General features: G+C 35.5%; 18 protein-coding genes and 1 riboswitch. Of the genes, 13 read left to right on the forward strand and 5 right to left on the reverse strand.

Going from position 1 to position 20,340, the window contains the following annotated elements:
* Genes ACRD62_RS11180 through ACRD62_RS11190 form a run of 3 tightly spaced genes read right to left on the reverse strand, consistent with a single transcriptional unit; the run spans nucleotide 1 to nucleotide 2,013 of the window.
* Entirely contained in the window at nucleotides 1-573 is a 573-nt protein-coding gene (locus ACRD62_RS11180; RefSeq protein WP_430820196.1) for an HDIG domain-containing metalloprotein, read from the reverse strand.
* Nucleotides 574-581: 8 nt separating this feature from the next.
* Complete coding sequence (locus ACRD62_RS11185) at nucleotides 582-1,304, reverse strand: DUF3307 domain-containing protein (RefSeq protein ID WP_430820197.1); 723 nt, start codon at nucleotides 1,302-1,304, stop codon at nucleotides 582-584.
* Between the two features lie 13 nt (nucleotides 1,305-1,317).
* Nucleotides 1,318-2,013: a hypothetical protein gene (locus ACRD62_RS11190; protein WP_430820198.1), complete on the reverse strand. Its 696-nt coding sequence runs from the start codon at nucleotides 2,011-2,013 to the stop codon at nucleotides 1,318-1,320.
* Between the two features lie 221 nt (nucleotides 2,014-2,234).
* On the opposite strand from ACRD62_RS11190, the gene ACRD62_RS11195 reads away from it, so the two are divergent.
* The 13 genes from ACRD62_RS11195 to trpB all read left to right on the forward strand — a co-directional run bounded on the left by ACRD62_RS11195 (nucleotide 2,235) and on the right by trpB (nucleotide 18,022).
* The gene (locus tag ACRD62_RS11195) at nucleotides 2,235-3,113 is read left to right on the forward strand and encodes a D-hexose-6-phosphate mutarotase (protein WP_430820199.1); all 879 of its coding nucleotides are present in this window, start codon (nucleotides 2,235-2,237) and stop codon (nucleotides 3,111-3,113) included.
* 171 nt (nucleotides 3,114-3,284) lie between these two features.
* Entirely contained in the window at nucleotides 3,285-5,657 is a 2,373-nt protein-coding gene (locus tag ACRD62_RS11200) for a heavy metal translocating P-type ATPase (RefSeq protein WP_430820200.1), read from the forward strand.
* Nucleotides 5,658-5,805: 148 nt separating this feature from the next.
* The gene (ccoS, locus tag ACRD62_RS11205; RefSeq protein ID WP_321410331.1) at nucleotides 5,806-6,018 is read left to right on the forward strand and encodes a cbb3-type cytochrome oxidase assembly protein CcoS; all 213 of its coding nucleotides are present in this window, start codon (nucleotides 5,806-5,808) and stop codon (nucleotides 6,016-6,018) included.
* Nucleotides 5,987-8,134, forward strand: coding sequence for a cytochrome-c oxidase, cbb3-type subunit I (ccoN, locus tag ACRD62_RS11210; RefSeq protein ID WP_430820201.1), 2,148 nt, complete (start codon nucleotides 5,987-5,989; stop codon nucleotides 8,132-8,134). The genes ccoS and ccoN overlap by 32 nt, the downstream gene beginning before the upstream one ends.
* An 11-nt stretch (nucleotides 8,135-8,145) precedes the next feature.
* Nucleotides 8,146-8,340 carry a hypothetical protein gene (locus tag ACRD62_RS11215; RefSeq protein ID WP_430820202.1) on the forward strand — a complete coding sequence of 65 codons (195 nt, stop codon included), beginning with the start codon at nucleotides 8,146-8,148 and terminating at the stop codon, nucleotides 8,338-8,340.
* A gap of 53 nt (nucleotides 8,341-8,393) precedes the next feature.
* Nucleotides 8,394-9,044 carry a c-type cytochrome gene (locus tag ACRD62_RS11220; protein WP_430820203.1) on the forward strand — a complete coding sequence of 217 codons (651 nt, stop codon included), beginning with the start codon at nucleotides 8,394-8,396 and terminating at the stop codon, nucleotides 9,042-9,044.
* Between the two features lie 112 nt (nucleotides 9,045-9,156).
* On the forward strand, nucleotides 9,157-10,554 hold the full coding sequence (ccoG, locus tag ACRD62_RS11225; protein WP_430820204.1) for a cytochrome c oxidase accessory protein CcoG: 1,398 nt from the start codon (nucleotides 9,157-9,159) through the stop codon (nucleotides 10,552-10,554).
* 20 nt (nucleotides 10,555-10,574) lie between these two features.
* Nucleotides 10,575-11,018, forward strand: a complete 444-nt coding sequence (locus ACRD62_RS11230; RefSeq protein WP_430820205.1) for a FixH family protein — start codon at nucleotides 10,575-10,577, stop codon at nucleotides 11,016-11,018.
* A 10-nt stretch (nucleotides 11,019-11,028) separates the two neighbouring features.
* Nucleotides 11,029-11,718: a sulfite exporter TauE/SafE family protein gene (locus ACRD62_RS11235; RefSeq protein ID WP_430820206.1), complete on the forward strand. Its 690-nt coding sequence runs from the start codon at nucleotides 11,029-11,031 to the stop codon at nucleotides 11,716-11,718.
* 121 nt (nucleotides 11,719-11,839) lie between these two features.
* Nucleotides 11,840-12,099: riboswitch (cobalamin riboswitch) on the forward strand.
* Nucleotides 12,100-12,177: 78 nt separating this feature from the next.
* A complete protein-coding gene (locus tag ACRD62_RS11240) occupies nucleotides 12,178-14,118 on the forward strand; it encodes a TonB-dependent receptor (protein WP_430820207.1) in 1,941 nt (646 codons plus the stop codon).
* Between the two features lie 20 nt (nucleotides 14,119-14,138).
* Nucleotides 14,139-15,221, forward strand: coding sequence for a DUF5074 domain-containing protein (locus ACRD62_RS11245; RefSeq protein WP_430820208.1), 1,083 nt, complete (start codon nucleotides 14,139-14,141; stop codon nucleotides 15,219-15,221).
* Between the two features lie 190 nt (nucleotides 15,222-15,411).
* Nucleotides 15,412-16,530 (forward strand): YncE family protein, encoded by a 1,119-nt coding sequence (locus ACRD62_RS11250; protein WP_430820209.1) that lies wholly within the window; start codon nucleotides 15,412-15,414, stop codon nucleotides 16,528-16,530.
* Between the two features lie 265 nt (nucleotides 16,531-16,795).
* Nucleotides 16,796-18,022 (forward strand): tryptophan synthase subunit beta, encoded by a 1,227-nt coding sequence (trpB, locus tag ACRD62_RS11255; RefSeq protein WP_430820210.1) that lies wholly within the window; start codon nucleotides 16,796-16,798, stop codon nucleotides 18,020-18,022.
* Between the two features lie 70 nt (nucleotides 18,023-18,092).
* Here the strand turns inward: trpB and ACRD62_RS11260 are convergent, their stop codons facing one another.
* Together ACRD62_RS11260 and ACRD62_RS11265 are read right to left on the reverse strand one after the other, a co-directional pair.
* The gene (locus ACRD62_RS11260) at nucleotides 18,093-18,872 is read right to left on the reverse strand and encodes a hypothetical protein (RefSeq protein ID WP_430820211.1); all 780 of its coding nucleotides are present in this window, start codon (nucleotides 18,870-18,872) and stop codon (nucleotides 18,093-18,095) included.
* Between the two features lie 181 nt (nucleotides 18,873-19,053).
* On the reverse strand, nucleotides 19,054-20,292 hold the full coding sequence (locus tag ACRD62_RS11265) for an alginate export family protein (RefSeq protein WP_430820212.1): 1,239 nt from the start codon (nucleotides 20,290-20,292) through the stop codon (nucleotides 19,054-19,056).
* Nucleotides 20,293-20,340 lie beyond the last annotated feature (48 nt).

Here is a 20,340-nt window from a genome sequence, read left to right on the forward strand (position 1 = left end):
TTAAAGATTGTTTCCTTCAAGATTAAGCTCCTTGGCTATAGTTTTCATTCCATCGATGGTGTCCTGGATAAGCTCATCTAATTCTATGCTTATGCGTTGTGCGCCATCAATGATAATATTGCGATCAACTTTTGCAGCAAAACGTTTGTCCTTCCATCGTTTTTTTACCGATTTAAGCGTAAGAGAGTATATACTTTTGTCGGGACGAACCAAAGCAGCGGTAGTAACTAAGCCAGTTAGTTCATCGGTTGCATACAAAACTTTTTCCATAATATGTATGGGTTCAACGTCAGTACAGATGCCATAAGCATGGGAGAGGACGGCTCTGATGTAATCTTCCGGCCAGCCTTCACTTTCCATTATTTCTTTGGTTTTTGAGCAGTGTTCTTCAGGGTATTTTTCGTAATCCAGATCGTGTATTAAACCAATGATACCCCATTTTTCTTCGTCTTCATCATATTTATGGGCGAAGTGTCGCATAACTGCTTCAACAGAAAGAGCATGTTTGTATAAGCTATCCGTTTCGTTGTATTTTTTAAACAGGTTTAATGCATCTCTTCTGGTTGGATTCATAATTGCATTTATTTAAGTAAACTCTTAATTAATAATCCTAAAACAATTGTAATAGTGAAGCTTAAAAGCGTGCCAACTAATATATATTCTGAAAATTGTCTTGATTTGGTTTCTTCTTTCGGGTTGAGTCTTAAAATAGATTTTGCCGCAATTAAAAATCCAATGGCCGAATACATTTCAGTAAGTATAAAAGTCAGAACTAAAATGCGTTCAAGGTATCCTATCCATTTGCCGGCGTTTGATAAACCCGATTCGTTAATGTTTTCTTTTTTAAGTTGTTTACGCCATTTGGCTGTAAATTCCCTGATGAAGATGCCACATGGCCAAATGATAATAACATAACCTAGCATGTATATCCAGAATTCAGTTCCATTTTCCCAAATAATGAGCAGGTTAGTAAATGTCCATTGGGTGAAGAAAAGCATCCAGATAATTAGTAATGATACAATATGAAAAGTCTGATCAAGAATAAAGCTTTTCACTGTTTTTTTCTGGTAGTTTTTCCAAATATCAATAATTAAATGAATAAAAAATACCAATGGAATTAACCACCATAATAGCCATTTAGCGACAAACAGATAGGATAAAACTGCAGTTAAAAATATATGAAGATAAAAATAGATGGATTTCAATCCTATGTCTTTCCTGTTCTTTACCCAGGAATCTCTTTGGATTAAGAAATCTCCTATAAAATGAGCAAGTAGTAGTTTAAGTAATACAATTATATGCATTTGGTCGGGTTTGTTATTTCAATAAATGTGTTTGAGCAAGATACTCAAAATGTTTTAATAACAGACTGATGGCATCCCAGTTTGCGGTTTGTTTACGTTGATTTACCGCCGATTGGGAGATGGAAAGGATAGGTGCAATTTCGGTTTCTTTCTTCTGTTGAAGAAGGTAAAATACAACTTCAGCTGACATGGGAGTCCATTTGTCTGTAATGGCATCCAGAAGTTTCAACTCTACTTCCAATTCTCTATTTAAAGCTTCATCGCCGGTTGTAATGATGGTTTTCTGTGATTTTTGTTTCATTTTATCCAGATTTCTGCCTGATCGATGGAGAGCCGTTCCATCGGAAAGCGAAATACTGTCTTTTAAATACTCAATGTCGCCTATACCAGCGGAAAGACGGATATCCAGATTTTTGTAGGAACGCCAGTTTTTTCTTGGCTTTGAATCTTTTACTAAACTGTTATTTTTTAAATCTGATGCCTGCATCTTAAAAATACTTTTAAACAAAAGAGTCATTTGCAGAGTTTTCCCAATTTCTTTAAAAACACATTGAAAACTATCTCCACGAAGAAATTCTGGTGGAAAAACAAATTCAGCTTCCTGACTAATTGTTGAGAAACCCTTTCTTATCTCAGAAAACACAAAATCTCTTTGATTTTTATCAAGGTCCTTTGAATTGACAATATCTCCAGTAATTGCAACGTACATAATGAGTTGAATTTTTTCAAATATAATAAAATTAAAATAAGCGCCAAAGCTTATAAAGTTAAAATATAAGTCTATGATCTTATAAAATGTAATTATTAGCTTATGCACTAATGTTATGGTGAGAAAAGGGCATAATATTGAACATCATCCAAATTCCAAATATCCTTAATTTTCCATCTTAAAATGTCTATTTTCGTGTTTTAAAAGAGAAAAATTTAGTTATGCAAGTGGATACATTAAATAAAGAGTTTGGTATTGAAGGAGTTCTTACTTTTAAGAATGAGCAGCACACCATAATGGCAGAGGTAGTGACACCTCACTCAACTGCTAAAATTTCATTGTATGGCGCACAAGTATTAAGCTTTGTTCCTAATGGACAGGATGATCTTCTTTTTGTGAGCAGTGAGACTTTATTTAAAGAAGGAAAAGCCATCAGGGGTGGAATACCTGTTTGCTGGCCCTGGTTTAATGCTCACCCAACTGATAATACCAAGCCTTCTCATGGGTTTGCCCGTATCTCAACCTGGGAGGTACTATCGACATCAAAAAATACAGATGAAGTCTACATTAATTTGGGATTGAGATCAAATGAACATACAAAGCAGTATTTTCCATTTGATTTTGAAGCAATTATTGAAGTTAGTATTGGTAAAAGATTAAATGTAGAACTGACTACAAAGAATATTGGATCGGAACCTTTTGAAGTAAGCGCTGCTTTGCACACATATTTTAATATTTCTGATATTAAAACCGTTAAATTGCAAGGTTTGCATAAAGTTCTTTACAAGGATGATGTATTAGGGCTGGAAGCAATACAGGAAGATGAAATGGTTACTTTTAATGGTCGCACCGACAGGCGTTACAGAGATACTATGGAAGATGTTGCTATTATTGATACAAACAGAACCATTACTGTTGGTAAAAAAGGTAGTAAGACTACTGTAGTATGGAATCCAGGAGATGAATTAGCTGCTCAAATGGCTGATTTAGGCGATGATGATTACATAAAAATGGTTTGTGTGGAATCAGCAAATAGTCTGGACGATACCATTACAATAATGCCCGGAGCATTGCATTGTTTGGGAACAACCATTTATTAGTTTCGATTTGTAAATCATTTTAATCATTTGTTTGTTGCTAAATAGACATAAAATTTTGAACGGGAATTAAGTTGAATATTCCTTTTTGCCAGGTGGGTTTGATTTTAGAGTGTTGGGGTAATGGTAAAGAAAATTCTACTAATGCCTTAATATTAACATACTAATGAACCAATGAGCAAAACCTGTTATCATTGCGGAAGTCCGTCCCAATCATGGGTGCAACACGATGGAAAAGATTTCTGTTGCGAAGGATGTGTAATGGTTTATGATATACTGAAAGAGAAAGAGATGGGAGCTTATTATGATATTAATAAGGCTCCTGGAATTCGTAAAAAAGCAGTTAGTGCTGAATATTACGATTATCTCGATCAGGAAGATATTAAAAAGTCTGTTCTGGACTTTTATGACGGCTCTGTTGCCCGGGTAAAACTGTATATTCCATCTATTCATTGTAGTTCGTGTATCTGGCTCATCGAAAATCTGCATCAGCTTCATAAAGGAGTTATTAACTCATCGGTTAATTTTAACAGAAGGGAAGCCAGTGTTACATTTAATGAAGAAGAACTTAAATTAAGTGAGTTGATGGTTCTTTTATCATCTATCAACTATAAACCTCATATTAAAACAGAAGAACAGAAAAAAGCTGTTAAAAAGAGCCGGAAATTAATTGTAAAGTTAGGAGTAGCCGGTTTTGTGTTCGGTAATGTAATGTTATTAAGCTTTCCTGAGTATTTATCGGCAGATGTATCACTTCACCCTGAATTAAATACATTATTTAAATGGCTAAGCTGGTTTTTGACAATACCTGTTATGGTTTATTCAGGTAATGAGTATTTTATTACAGCCTGGAAGAATCTGAGAAAAAAGCTGATATCGATTGATTTACCTATCGCCATAGGTATTTTAGCCATATTTCTCCGCAGTACATATGAAATAATTAGTTCTACCGGGCCCGGATATCTGGATTCGCTTACCGGTTTGGTGTTTTTTCTTTTAATAGGTAAGTGGTATCAGGCCCGTACCTATGAAGCACTAAGTTTTGATAATGATTATTCATCTTATTTTCCATTGGGAATTACCCGGATAAAGGATAATGTGGAAGAAATTGTACCGATCAATCAATTGGAATCAGGTGATAAAATATCAGTTCGTAACGGTGAAATAATTCCGGCTGATGCAAGTTTAATATCATTGGGAGCATCTATAGATTACAGTTTTATAACTGGCGAATCGGTTCCGGTTCGTAAACAAAAGGGCGATTTGATTTATGCCGGAGGCCGGGTAATTGGTAGTGCCCTGTTCTTAAAGGTGGAAAAGAAGGTTGAAACCGGATACCTTGCTGAGTTGTGGAAAGAAAAAGCAGATAAAGACGGTAAGGAATCGATGCTTTCTGTTACTCTAGATGCTGTTAGCAAATATTTTACCATTGCCATTTTGTTAATTGCCACCTTAACGGGTTTATTCTGGTTATGGACAGATCCTAATAAGGCACTTCTGGCATTTACTTCGGTTTTAATTATCGCATGTCCTTGTGCATTGGCCTTATCAGTTCCTTTTGCCTTTGGTCATGCCAGTAGAATAATGGGTAAGAATAATTTCTATTTAAAGTTAACTGCAGTTATCGAAGGGTTAACCAAAACAGATACCATCGTTTTTGATAAAACAGGCACTTTAACTGATCCTGATGTTTTTGAAGTGCATTTTAAAGGTGATGAACCAGGGCATTTCAATTCCTCATTAATAAAATCATTGGCTCATCAATCAAGGCATCCACTAAGTAAGGCATTGTATCAGTATCTGGAGAAAGCCAATGAATTTGAGGTAAATGAATTCAATGAAAAAGAAGGGGCCGGTGTTGAAGGCCTTATTATGGGCCATAAAGTAAAATTAGGTTCTGCTGGCTACATTGGAATCAGCAGTGATAATAAAGAAGAAGCAGCCAACGTATATGTTTCTGTAGATGGTCAGCAGTTAGGATATTTTGTGGTTCATAACTTTTATCGAACCGATTGGAAGGAAATGTTGGCAAATGTTCAACAAACTGTAGAAGTGCATGTCCTTTCAGGAGATAATGATGCCGAACGGCCTGTTTTGGAAAAAGAACTAAAAAATAAAAACAATCTGCATTTTTTTCAGACACCAAAAGATAAACAACAATACGTCGCCGAATTAAAGCAAAAAGGCAAATATGTTATGATGTTGGGGGATGGAATGAATGATGTGGCTGCTCTAAAAGAAGCTCAGGTGGGAATTGCTGTTGCAGATGATGTTTATCAATTTTCACCTTCGAGCGATGCGATAATTAATGCATCAGAGTTAGTTCATTTGCCTTTGTTTATAAAGTTTTCAAAATCAGCTAAGAAAATTGTTTATTTGGCCATTTTAATCTCTTTTTTATACAATGTTGTAGGAATGTATTTTGCCGTATCTGGGCAGTTAAGTCCTTTGTTTGCAGCTATTTTGATGCCTTTGAGTAGTGCGTCGGTTGTTGTTTTTACAAGTTTAAGTGTAATGTTTATAGCTAAAAAAAGACATTTAATCTGATATTATATAGAACAATTCCCTTTATCAGTTTGTATTTAAAGGCGAAAAACCAATGTGTAAATAAAGAAATTAAGACAATAAATTCTGAAATATTTCTATATTTACCTCAGTTTTTTAATTATCATACTAAATGATAACTGATTAGCGAATGGAAATAATTATTGTTTTAGTTATTATAAGTTTATTGGTTGCACTTTTTTTTCTGTCACTTTTTATATGGGCAGTAAAAACAGGGCAATACGAAGATGATTATTCTCCTTCAGTTCGAATTTTATTTGATCAGCAAGAAAGAAAAGAAAAAAAGTCTAACAACAAATCCAAAATCTCAAATGAAGCAAGAGACGTTTTATTACGACAATAAAATTGTCAAGTATTTTCTTTTTGCCACAGTAACCTGGGGGCTCGTTGGAATGCTCGCAGGAGTTTTAGCTGCACTTCAGCTGGCAATGCCTTTTTTCAATTTTGAATTGGAGTTTACAACATTTGGTAGGGTACGTCCAATACATACCAATGCTGCAATTTTTGCTTTTGTGGGTAATGGTATTTTTACCGGAGCCTATTATTCTTTACAACGATTACTTAAAACCCGAATGTTTAGTGATGCATTAAGTTGGTTTCACTTTTGGGGATGGCAGGCAATCATTGTATCTGCAGCCTTAACCTTAGCATTGGGTTTTACAACCGGTAAGGAATATGCTGAGCTTGAATGGCCCATAGATATAATGATTGCGGTTGTATGGCTGGCCTTTGGCTGGAATATGTTTGGTACCATTGTAAAGCGAAGAGTAAAGCACTTATATGTAGCAATCTGGTTTTATATTGCAACTTTTGTAACAGTTACGTTGCTTCATGTTGTTAACTCAGTTGAATTACCTGTTTCATTCCTGAAAAGTTATTCATGGTATGCAGGAGTTCAGGACGCATTGGTTCAATGGTGGTATGGACATAATGCAGTTGCATTTTTCCTTACAACACCTTATTTGGGGCTGATGTACTATTTTGTGCCAAAGGCATCTAATCGTCCTGTTTATTCATACAGATTATCTATTGTGCATTTCTGGTCGTTCTTGTTTGTATACATTTGGGCCGGACCGCATCATTTATTATATACCGCTTTGCCAGACTGGGCTCAGTCGTTGGGAACTGTTTTCTCAATTATGCTGATTGCTCCATCCTGGGGTGGTATGCTAAATGGATTACTTACTCTTAGGGGAGCATGGGATAAGGTGCGCGAAAGTGCTACCTTAAAGTTTTTAGTTGTTGCCGTAACGGCGTATGGAATGGCAACTTTCGAAGGTCCGATGTTATCCTTGAAGAATGTTAATGCCATCAGTCACTATACTGACTGGACACCGGCACACGTGCATGTAGGAACACTCGGTTGGAACGGGTTTTTGACATTTGGTATTTTATATTGGTTGGTTCCTCAGATATTCCGAACAAAACTATATTCACAAAAGCTTGCCAATGCTCACTTCTGGATTGGTACTTTAGGAATACTATTCTGGGTAATTCCAATGTATTGGGCCGGATTAACCCAAAGTTTGATGTGGAAAGAGTTTACAGCAGATGGATTATTGGCATATCCAAATTTCCTTGAAACAGTAACACAAATTCGTCCAATGTACTACATGAGAGCATTTGGTGGATTTATTTACCTGATGGGAGCTGTGTTGATGACCTATAATTTAATTAAAACAGCACGTTTGGGTAAATCAGTTGCCAACGAAGAAGCCACGGCCATTGATGAAACTTATACCCCTAAAAAGCCGGGTGAGAAATTCCATGGATGGCTGGAGCGTAAACCGGTTCAGTTTATGGTGCTTTCCCTGGTAGTTGTTTTGATAGGTACATTCGTTGAGTTAATACCAACATTCCTGATAAAATCAAATGTTCCGACTATCTCGAGTGTTAAACCATATACACCTTTGGAATTGCAGGGACGGGATATATACGTACGTGAAGGTTGTTATAATTGTCATTCGCAAATGGTAAGACCTTTCCGTTCAGAAACAGAACGTTACGGCGAATATTCAAAAGCTGGAGAATTTGTTTATGATCATCCATTCCAGTGGGGATCGAAACGTACAGGTCCTGATTTGGCCAGGGAAGGTGTTATGACAGGTAAAATATACAAACCAGATGCATGGCACTTTAATCACATGTTGGATCCTCAGGTGCTGAACGAAAATTCTATCATGCCAAAATATCCATGGTTAATCGAAGATGATGCCGACATTGCAAGTATCCCTGCAAAGATCAGAGCAATGCAAACATTGGGAGTACCATATGAAGAAGGATATGATGAAAAGGCTGTTGATGACTATATGGCACAGGCTGATAAGATTACAGAAGGTTTAAAAGCTGCAGGAATTGAAACTAGCAGTGAGAAAGAGATAATTGCACTTATCGCTTATTTGCAAAGACTTGGTACAGATATTTATAAAGTAGTACCAGAAGATGAAACAGCAGATTAATTGGTAGGATTATGAAATTAGTAAGACATTATCTGGAAAATATTGCTGGTATTGAGATATACCCTATTATATCGTTTATTCTTTTTTTTACCCTGTTTTTATTTATCACATGGTATGTAATAAAAATGGATAAAGGTATGATTGAGGAGGTTTCAAACTATGCCACAGATAAAGCTGACGAATTACCGGAAGAGAATCAGAATTAACTAAATCTATAAAAGACAACTTTAAAGAGTAATGTCTTTAAATATTTTCGTCTATGGAAGAGAATTTGAAAGACCAAAAAATGCCCGAGGTTGATCCGTTAACCAATGATAAATTCGTACCTGAACACGAGTTTGATGGTATTAGAGAATTGGCTAACAATCCTCCGTGGTGGCTGACATTTATATTTATTTTCAGCATTTTGTTCGCCTATGTTTATTTGGCTAAATACCATTTTTTTAGTGATGGTAAAGTGGGTCTGAATGAATACGAGGCTGAATTGTATGCTGTTCAAATGCAGGAAGAAGCCGCTGCAGGTGTTGAAGCCGTTGCGGCAGAAGGAGGCGGTGGAATTTCCATTGAAACAGTTAAGGTTGACTATAGTGTTCCTTTGACTGCCCAAACAGACATTGATAAAGGCGCTAAAGTTTTTGCCACTAATTGTGCTGTTTGTCATTTAGCAGAAGGACAAGGATTGGTTGGACCGAATTTAACGGATGAATACTGGATTCATGGAGGTAGTTTTGAAAATATAATGACAGTGATTAATAATGGTGTAATTGAAAAAGGAATGATTGCCTGGAAAGGACAAATTTCAGATGCTCAAATACATCAGGTTGCCAGTTTTATTACAACTCTGCAAGGAACCAATCCTCCAAATCCTAAAGCACCTCAAGGTGAAAAGTATGTACCGGCAGCAGAATAGTTGAAAATACATTTCTCAAATAGTAACGGGTAATGTATTTGCATTGCCCGTTTTTGTTTCCAAACAGAATTACTATTTTTAAAGATGCTCAAACTGAACTAAATCCATATTCATGACAAATGATAATAACCCGACATTTCGTGATCGAATTGTCACAATGAATGAGGAAGGCAAACGTAACTGGATATTCGCTAACCAACCCAAAGGTAAGTATTATAATGCCCGAACGATTGTTGGAATCATATTACTGACCTTTTTATTTGCAGCTCCATATATTAAAATAGATGGTGAGCCATTACTGTTGTTTGATATTATACATCGGAAGTTTGTTTTATTTGGAGTTGTTTTCTGGCCTCAGGATTTTCATTTATTTGTTATTGGCTTAATTTCTATAATCATTTCAATAGTAACATTTACTGTTGTTTATGGTAGAGTTTGGTGTGGTTGGGCTTGTCCTCAAACAATATTTATGGAACTTATTTTCCGTAGAATTGAATATTGGATTGAGGGGAGTGGAGATCAGCAACGGATTAGAAACAACGGAGAAGATACCTTTGATAAGTTCTGGCGTAATAGTCTGAAACATGCCATATTTATATTGATTTCTCTGGTTATAACACACACCATGTTATCATATTTTGTGGGTGTTGAAACGGTTCAGAAATACATAGAAGGTTCTCCTACAGAAAATTTTAGTGTGTTTGTTGCACTTATGATTTTTACTGCGGCATTTTATTTTGTTTTTGCATTTTTTCGTGAACAGGTTTGTTCTTTGGTTTGTCCGTATGGGCGATTACAAGGTGCTTTGGTGGATAATAACACATTGACTGTAATTTACGACTACAAAAGAGGTGAGAACAGAGGCCCGATGCGTAAAGATGAGGATCGTAAAGCTGTTGGTAAAGGAGATTGTGTTAATTGTCATAAATGTACAACTGTTTGTCCGACCGGAATTGACATTAGAGATGGTATTCAACTTGAATGCATCAATTGTACAGCATGTATTGATGCTTGTGATAGTGTGATGGAACGTTATAAATTACCAAAGGGATTGATCCGGATCACTTCAAAAAACAATATAGAAAATGGACAAAAGTTTCGTTGGACTCCAAGGGTTATTGCATATACCACCTTGTTGGTTGCATTAATCGGAGTTTTAGTTGTACTGTTTAATCTACGATCAGATTTTGAAACAACCATTTTGAGGGTGCAAGGATCATTATATCAAACCCTGGATGATGGACGTATTAGCAACATTTATAATTATAAGATTGTTAATAAAACCACTAAAGAAGCTGACCTGTCAATCAAATTACTTTCTCCTGAAGGAGAAGTGCAATTGGCGGGACATATGATGAAAATAAAAGAACAGGAAAAGCTTCAGGGGGCCTTTTTACTGAAATTATCAAGAGAACAATTGAACGGTGCCAGTACGAAAATTATGATTGGGATATATGATGGTGATGAATTGATTGATACAATTGAATCAACTTTTGTAGGGCCTAACTAATCATTAATAATAATATTAATATGAAATTTAATTGGGGACACGGTTTAGTGGTTGTTATTCTGTTAGGTATTACCGGATTTTTATCCTTGGTTTATATCACAACCAGAGAACGCATTGATATGGTAACCGATGAGTACTATCCAAAGGAATTGAAATATCAGAACCAGATTGAAAAACTGAAAAATTACAATGCATTGTCTGATAAAGTCAATATTAAAGTAAATGGAAATTTAGCAGTAGTATTTCCTAAGATCACAGATAAACCTGATGAAATAACCGGTAGTATTCATATTTATCGTCCATCCGATAAACGATTAGACATAGAAAAGGAAATACAATTGGATACTGCTTTTATCGCTAGTTTTGATAAAGAGAATTTCAAATCCGGTAAATACGAGGTTATCATTGAATGGGGAGCCAATAATCAGGAATATCTTACAAAACTTCCGTTATTTATAGACTAAACTAACTATCATGGGTATTTTAGAAGGATTTGTAATTGGTTTTTTTGGCAGTCTGCATTGCGTTGGAATGTGTGGTCCATTGGCATTGGCACTTCCTTTGCCTGTCAAATCAGTATGGCAAAAAGTAATTGGAGCCCTTTTGTATAATATTGGCAGAGCTATAACCTACAGTATCTTGGGTTTGATCTTTGGTTTTGTGGGAGTTGGTCTCAAGCATTCGGGAATTCAAAATATAGTTTCTATTGTTTGTGGTGTAATAATGATATTATCAGTTGTTCTTCCCGGAATAATAAAATTGCCCAAGGGAAGTAATAAAATAACCAATTCGATTTATGGTACACTGAAGAAGAAAATAGGAGATTCCCTTAACCGCAGAAAAATAGGTAATTTGTTTATCATTGGTATTCTAAATGGGTTTCTTCCTTGCGGACTGGTTTATGTTGCAATATCCAAAGCTGTTTTGTCGTTAACTCTTGCTGAAAGTGTATTATCCATGTTTTTCTTTGGATTAGGAACGCTTCCCATGATGTTCGCGGTTGCTTTTTTCTCCGATATTATAAAAAGCAGATACCTCTATCATCTTAAAAAGTTTATTCCCGTGTTCATAATCATTTTAGGTATCATCTTTATTCTTAGGGGAATGAATCTGGGTATCCCTTTTATCAGTCCGGATATGAGTAAGCCAACTTGTTGTCATTAATGATTGTTGCTATTTTTTGAGCATCACAAGAAGAAATATATTTATATGAACGGTAAGGATATAAAATCTAACTGGTTAGAAAATAATTTAGTTTCAGATACTTTAGCATAAAAAAAACCATTACTTTTGCGATCAGATTGGTTCAAAGGGTGTATATCTGCACTCTGAGATAATAGGGAATGCCGTGAAAATCGGCAACAGTACCCGCTGCTGTAAGTTCCGATCCTGAAATAATCAGGATAGTATGCTACAACCAACATAGCCACTGTTACCTTAAAAGGTTCCGAATGGGGATAAGTTTCTATCAGACAAGAAACAAAAACGGGAAGGCGGTTTGTAGTCGGAATAAGTCAGAAGACCTGCCAAATAACTTAATTTAAGCTTCGGGAGCTAGGCAATCACACAAGATAGGTTTACCTTTTCTTTTATGATACCGGCTTTTTGATAAAGTATTGGTGAATGTTTAAAACTATTGTAGTTGGTTTATTGGTGTTTTTGGCCATAATGGATACAAAAGCTGAAGGTGAGGTTAAAGATTCATTGCCAGGTTATTTACAACACTATGATATAGAGTCGGTAGATGTTGTTGTTACTAAACTTAAACAATATCAGGTTGGTTCGAAGAAGGAAACTTTTACTCCGCTACAAAAAAGCTCCGTAGAACAGGGAAGTCTTACTGAATTAATCTCAAGATATCAACCTATTTACATTAAAACTGACGCGGGAGGATTAGCCTCTTTTCGGTTCAGGGGCACATCAGACAATCATACATCAGTGCGTGTTCGCGGCATTGAATTGAATTCTCAGACTTTAGGTAGTTACAATGCAAATAATGCTCCTGTTTTTCTATTTGATCAGGTACAAATTAGTTTTGGTAGTTCTTCTGCAACCTTGGGTTCAGGCTCTATTGGGGGAAATGTAAGGCTTGAACTTCAGAATAAATTTAAAAACGGAGTGAATGGTGAAGGAAAAGTTTCACTGGGTTCTTTTGGTGAATATATGGCAGGAGCAAAAGTTTTTGCAAGTAATGGCCGGTTAGAATCAGTTACACGTCTTGTATACTACGAAAAGGAAAATGATTTCCCATTTGAAAATACAGCCTATTATAATTTTGAAACAAGATCTTATGATCGCGATAAGCAGAAAAATGCCCGAATAGAAAATGCTAATCTAATACAGCAGTTGAATTATAAATGGGACGATAACAGAATGTTATCATCTGTAATTTGGTTGACAAAAAACCGACATGAGGCACAGCCAAATATGGCTGAAAATACAAATCCTAATACCAGATATATTGAAGATCAGAATATAAGAACCTGGATTCAATATGATCAGAATTCTCATATTGGCAATTTTTATTTAGGAGGAGGTTATGTTTTTGATGATAATATTGACTACAGTAGTAAAGAACAAAAAATTACTACCCAACGATGGATAACTGAAGGAGGTTTAAAAAAGGAAAAAGACTGGTTAAGCATGCAACTGGGTTTACGATATCTATTCATAAAACCTGATGTGTATGCCTACGATGAAAGTATTTCAGAATACAGAACTTCTCTGTATGCATCTTTATTAGCAACTCCAATTGATTGGTTGAAATTGTCGTTGAACCTTAGACAGCAATTTGTAAGTCGATTTAATGCTCCTTTTACACCTGCCTTGGGGTTGGAGATGAGACTAATCAATAAAAATAATCAAACGCTTAATTTATTCGGTAATATACAAAGAGCATATCGTATACCAACGTTAAATGATCGATACTGGGGGCAGGATGGATATGAAGGAAACCGAAATATTAAACCTGAAGATGCCTTGAGTGCAGAGTTGGGGCTGGGCTACTTATTTTCAGATAATGAAACATGGACTTTTCGTTTAAATACCAATGTATTTTATATGAATGTTCATGATTGGTTATTATGGACACAAGGAAGCAGTGGTTGGTATGCCGACAATGTTATGCGTGTGATTAGTAAAGGATTGGAAACTACTATAAGAGCCTATTGTGATTTAGGTAGACAACAAATTGAAATAGGTGGAGGGTTTACTTTTAATCCTGCAGTAAGAAAGGAATCTGATCTTATTACCGACATCATTGATCAACAGCTGGAATATGTACCTAAATATATTGCAACAGGATATATTCAATATACTTTTTCAAGAGCAGGGATAATACTGGATGGTAATTATACAGGAAGAAGATATTACAATCAGGCAGGTAAATATTTATCAGCTTATCAGCTAATAAATTGCTCTGCTTTCTATCAATTTAACCTTGGAAATAACTTGTTAAGATTTGATGCTCAGGTGAATAATCTATTGAGTGAGCAATATCAGAATCAATATCAATATGCCATGCCTGAGATCAATTATAGAGTAGCAATTAATTATAAATTTTAAATAATTCATTAATCATGAAGATGAAGAAGTACTTAGTTTTGTTTCTAGCATTGCCTTTTTTATTGGCATCTTGCGAGAAAGAAGAGAATGAAACACCAGAAGCAAAAATTACCGGACATTATGTTTTAAATTATGGTAGCTATTCAAGTTCGGTTGGCTCTCTTTCATACATTGACCTTGAGAATTCAACAGTTCAAAATGAGATTTATAAAGCAGTAAATGGCGTTGATATGTCGGGTAAACCGCAATATGCATATGAGTACCAAGGTGATATTTACTTTATGGGAAATGCTGTTGATGAAATATATTTTGTTGAGGCATCTTCGTTGGAACAAACCAGTAATGGGGTGTCAACCGATATAATAAAACCACGCTTTTGTGTTGGAGAAGGCAACTATCTGTATATCTCATGCTGGGGTGGTGATGTTTGGGGCGATACTTCATTGGGATATATTGCAAAGTATAATGTTACAACCAATGAAGTTGAGAAAACAATTGATATGCCAGGTGGTCCTGAAGGATTAGTGATTGCAAATGGAACTTTGTTCTGTGCCTTAAACTATGATACTAAAATTGGTATGATTGATTTAGAAACAGAAGAAGTGAGCTTTATTGAAGGAGTTCCAGGTGTTTCTTCTTATTTCTTAAAAGATGACGAAGGTAATCTTTTTGTTAGCATACCTGATACTTATAGTATAAGTGCGACAACAGCTGGTTTAGGATACATTAATACAACAACCAAAACTTTGGAAGCAACTTATGAATTATCTAGTATTACTTCTAATTATTCTTCTATAATGTCATTTAATAAGGACAAAAGCAAAATTTATGTTGTTGGAGGTAGTTATGATTCTTTCTATAATTATAGTGGTGGAATTTATGTTTTTGATACTGAATTAAAATCTTTTGAATCAGAACCTTTGTTGACTGGAGTTAGTGGTATTAATGGTGTGTACTTTAATAAACAAACAGAGTTGGTCTATGTGATGGTTTCTCAAAGTACAACAGCAAATGGACTACTATCATTTTACAATACTAATGGCGAATTACAGGAAGAATTTAGCACAGGAATTGCACCATCATGGATTCTTGATGTTGAATAATATATGATTACTACTTGTATAGTAGTTGATAAATCTTATATAAAGGCTTGCGTTTGCAGGCCTTTGTTATTTTATATTGTTTAGCAGATTCAGAAATTCAATGGATACACCAGATAATTTAAAAAGGAAGATTATATTTGAGGTCGTTTGGCAAATAGTATGCATAAGAAAAATATAATTGATGAATAAAATGAATAAAATATTTCTGACCTTAACCCTGGGTGCTTTAGTAATCTCATCGTGTACCGAAATAGATACCTCTACAATTGAAGATTATCAAGGTGCTTTTATTTTAAATAAAGGAAACAGCGAAACAAGTACAATTAGCCGTTTCAACTTTGAAAATATGGAGGTTACCAATAACTTGTTTCAGGAAAAAAACAATGGACAGACACTTGGAGCAGGAGCAACCGCTTTTACTGTTAAAAGAAGCAGTGAATATATAAATGGACGGGGATACATCTCATTCGCTCAATCAGGAACCGTTGACATGATTAATATGGAGACTTTTCAGGTTGAAGCTAGCATCGATGGTTTATCAAATCCAAATGATATAATACTTGCAAATGAAACAACAGCATATGTAAGCTGTGGAAATGGTGTTGCAGATTCAGACAAAGATAATATTATAGCTAAGATTGATCTAGATACACATGAAGTAATTGCAACTTTACCAGTTGGCGAAGGTCCGGGTAAATTAATCAGTTCAGGTAAATTCTTATATATAGCCAACAGTGGTGGTGAAAATAAGGATGGCAATACTGTTACGGTTTATGATATGAGCAAAGATTCATTAATTGATGTGATTGATGTAGGAGTTCAGCCAGTTGATATGGTGGTTGATATTGATCGTAATATTTGGGTGTATTGTGATGGTGATGCCTCGGGTAATAACCAGAGTCTGTATAAAATCGAAAGAAAGTTTGTTACTGATGAAATAGTAACTGATAGTTTGGTGCACGAACCAAAATTAATGGTTGATTTAGGTTACAGTGAAGGAAATGGAACAAATGCTTTAGCAATATCGAAGGATAAACGTTTTATCTATTATGTACATGGAAGAACATATTACAGAAGTGTTTACAAGGATGATAATACGGAAGATCAGTTAGCAATTACTGGCACTTATAGCGATGTTGCATTAAACAGAATCGACTTTGATCATACAAAAAGTTATTTGTATGGATTACTGGAGAATGGAACAGGCAACGGAAAGTTATTGGTGTTTACACTTGATGATGATAAATATGTATTAGATTCGGAATATGAAGTAGGTATTAATCCTATTTTTACTACTTATATTTACTAAAGAAATTTTTTGTAATTTATTAAAACCCGCATATTGCGGGTTTTTTTATACCCTATGATGAAATGAATTTGCATATATTGTTTTTAGCTTTTGAGATTAAAATTTTATTAATTATACTTGTTTCACCTAAGATGAAAATATGAATAATTTAATCCATGATACTTTTTGGCGTCGTTTAATAATACATTAGGCGGACCAACTTACAATATGATTATAAAGCCGTAGGTTACCGCCTGCGGTTTTTTTATTTTAAACAAATAAGAATATGAACGATTTAAACAAAGCTCAGTTAAGCGAATCAGTGATGCCTGATAAGGATGGCTTTTTCGGTGAGTATGGAGGGCGTTTTGTACCACCAATGCTGGAGCCAATTATGCAGGAAATTGCTGATGCGTATGAAAAAATTAAGGATGATCCGGTTTTTAAAGAAGAGTTATACTACCTTCAAAAACATTACACCGGACGACCATCCCCAGTGTTCCATGCACAAAATCTTTCCAAAAAAATGGGTGGCGCCCAAATTTACCTCAAGCGCGAAGACCTTAACCATACCGGAGCTCATAAAATTAATCACTGTCTGGGTGAAGCCCTTCTGGCTAAAAGAATGGGCAAAAAGAAAATTATTGCCGAAACAGGTGCCGGACAGCATGGTGTTGCTTTAGCTACCGCTGCTGCATTGGTTGGATTAGAATGCGATATTCATATGGGAGAGGTGGATATCTATAAAGAACATCCTAATGTAGTTCGCATGAAAATATTGGGAGCCAAGGTAATTCCGGCTACTCATGGATTAAAGACATTAAAAGAGGCGGTAGATTCTGCTTTTGATGCGTATGTTCAGGACCCTGTAAATCAATTGTATGCAATCGGATCAGTGGTAGGTCCTCATCCTTTCCCGATGATGGTCCGTGATTTTCAGTCTATCATAGGTCGTGAAGCAAAAGAGCAGTTTCAGGAATTAACAGGTAAACTGCCTGATAACCTGGTAGCCTGTGTAGGCGGTGGTTCCAATGCAATGGGTTTATTCACAGCCTTTTTACAGGACGATATAAGTATTTACGGAGTAGAACCTGCAGGTACCAGCTTTAAAACCGGAGATCATGCTGCTACTCTTTCATTGGGTAAACCTGGAATGATACATGGTTTTAAATGTTATCTGTTACAGGATGAGAAAGGAGAACCAGCAGCAGTTAACACCGTTGCAAGTGGTCTGGATTATCCAGGTGTTGGACCTCAGCATTCCTATTTAAAGGATATTGAAAGGGTTAAATACGAAACTATTACAGATAAAGAAGCGATTGATGCTTTTATTGATTTAGCCAGAGAAGAAGGTATTATCCCTGCTTTGGAAAGTTCTCACGCTGTTGCTTATGCTATGAAGCTGGCTAAAACATTACCAGCTGATCAAACCATTTTAGTTAACTTATCTGGTAGAGGAGATAAGGATATTGATTATGTGGTTGAGAAATATGGCAAGGATTACGGATTGTAGACTTGAATATTAGATATTTAAAGCACCGGGTATACTATTCAATTGTGCCCGGTGTTTTGTTATTTGTGAATTATAAATCAGAATCTTCAATATCCACATCCAGAGAAACAGCAACAGCTGCCAAACCAACTAATGCAACTACACCAATGGCAGTACCGGCACCGGTAGATTTGGATAAATAAAACTTATTGCTCTCTTTAGGAAGTGAACAGTCTAGGCATTTATAAAAGCTTTGAATCCAGAACTGATGATCCACAAATTTCCATGTATCTGCCGTCTGATCCTTGTATGATAAATAACATCGCAGTTCTAAAGGGCTTGATTCTTTATCGAATTTGTATTCAGTAATTTTTTCTCCACTTGCAGAAATATATGTGTTTTGACCAATTGAATGTTCAGAAGATATAAATTGATTCCATGTATTCATACTTTGGATAGTGATGTTTGATTGAGGGGGTATAAATCCTGATCTGTCGCTGTGCCAGATTGTTCCATCGCCGGAGCCTTGTGTGTATGTATTGTATAAATACTCGCTGCTGACCTCTGAATAATCAATACTCACTTTTGACTGAGACGGATTTAATGGATATGATTGTCCGTTAATTATTACAGAAGACTCATTCCAGTTAATGTATAAAGGCGCATTTAATTTATTAAAGATATCGACATCTAATGGTGCATTAGCACCATTAAAAGTGTATTGTAGCAATATGGTGTCATTTTCATATACAAAACCATTGTTCGAAGGCTTATTTAACGAACTGTCTAATGTAATAATCTGGTAACTTGTACATGATGATAATATGGTTATAAGGAAGCACACGATAAGGCAAACGGTCAGGTTTTTCATCACAATAATTTGATTTGTTTATAATTATCGTGAATGAACATAACAAACTCTATACCAAAATATCTTTTACATGTACATTTTAGTACCGAAATGTTTCGGATGAAAAATAAAAACCCAGATTAGATTAACACCAATCCGGGTTATATAATTAAGAATACTTAGTTTGTTTGGATAGCTTACTTTATTTCTCAAACAAAGTTGGTTTAAAAGTCAACATTACCCAGGCCCAGTTATTGGATTCATTGTTCTCTGGGATGCCCTTTATAGCATATAAAGCATCAGAGGCAAATAGATGCGAATAACCAAAATCAAGCTGCACCTGACCTTTATGAGTGTATCCAAACCATAAATCCAATTCAGTACCTAATCCTTTGTTTTGATCAACAATTATACCATCGGCGCCAAAGAAATGCATAGCCCCGTTAAACTTTACCTTACCGGGTTTTACATTTCCTTTTATGTAAAGATCATTCAAACCAACATTGTTAATATGATTACCTACATAAAAATAGTCCATAAATCCGTTGAATTTATGATTGGTTCCATATAAAGGATTGAACGAGTAATTGTATTCTGTTTCAGTTTGATCAGTACCTGATAAATGTTCATATCCTCCACCAATATTTGCTTTATCACTTAAGGCAACAATACCGTCGATTGATACATTCAAAGCCGAAATACTTCTGTTTGTAACATCTTTTCCTAACTGGTAATATAGGTTACCATTTAAATCTATCCCGGCTAATTTGGTTTGTATGTGTGTACCCAATGTTTGGCTGTATCTTATTCCTTGCTCTGTTTGAATATCATTTTTCCAGTATGGAACGCCATTATTTAACAATAATATGCTTGCAGTGTAAGATTCTCCTTTACGATTCAACCATAGGAATTGCATAGCTTTATATGCATCGGGACCATTATAGATATTGTTATTTAGGCTTGAATTGTTGTATGCCAAACCGAGGTGCAGATTAAAATCCCCCGTATATTTAAACAATACAATATCATGAGAACGAGCTTGCTGAGCCCAGCCCACACTTCCTAAAATTCGTTGATCATCATATGCTAATTCCTGACGACCGGCTTTGATTGAGAAAGATTGATCAATAAACCATTCGGCCCAGGCTTGATGAAGGTAGGTAACATTATTACCATTGGTTGTTAATTGAGGTTCGCTACCCCAAAGGCGCACATCCTGCAAAACCATTCCAATCGCAAAATTTTCATTTTGAAAGGATAGATTAAGTCTGCTTCTTTGCGACGTAAGTAATGATGCCTTCTGATCTTCATAGGCAGGTGTTTTTACACCATGATTAAATTCGGTACGTGGGCGTATTTCTGCTGATATTTTACCCTGGGCATAGCTTCCAATGCTAAAAAAAGTGATGCAGATTATCGATATAATATATTTAGTATTCATAGTATATTGGTTCAGTTAACGCCGGAGAGTAGAGAATGCTCTCCGGCA

The sequence above is a fragment of the Carboxylicivirga caseinilyticus genome (assembly GCF_050589785.1).
Taxonomy (GTDB): domain Bacteria; phylum Bacteroidota; class Bacteroidia; order Bacteroidales; family Marinilabiliaceae; genus Carboxylicivirga; species Carboxylicivirga caseinilyticus.